Below are 319 nucleotides of genomic sequence, written 5' to 3'. Positions count from 1 at the left end.
GGCCAGAGAGCCGGCGTTTTTGCACCCGTCCTCAACACAGCGATGAGCAAGTATCAGATCGTGACCCCGCTGCGCACCGCGGCGTTCATCGCCCAGGTTGGTCATGAGTCCGGTCAGCTGCGTTACGTCCGCGAGTTGGGCGGCAGCGCCTACCTGTCGAAGTACGACNGTGACTGGGCGTGCCAACTACGAGGCTTGCGGTGAGGCACTGGGCCTGGACTTGGTCAACCATCCCGAATTGCTCGAGCTGCCGCAGCACGCCGCGATGTCGGCGGCGTGGTTCTGGCACCGGGCCGCGCTCAATACGCTGGCCGACAAG

General features: G+C 64.8%; 1 pseudogene. It reads left to right on the top strand.

Annotation, left to right across the window (positions count from 1 at the left end):
• Nucleotides 1-319, top strand: a pseudogene (locus AO388_RS06560) (glycoside hydrolase family 19 protein); the annotation flags it as partial.

Source organism: Pseudomonas sp. ICMP 10191 (genome assembly GCF_001467335.1).
GTDB lineage: Bacteria > Pseudomonadota > Gammaproteobacteria > Pseudomonadales > Pseudomonadaceae > Aquipseudomonas > Aquipseudomonas cerasi.
Note: the sequence above shows the minus strand (reverse complement) of the source record. Positions and strands in the feature narration are given on the sequence as shown.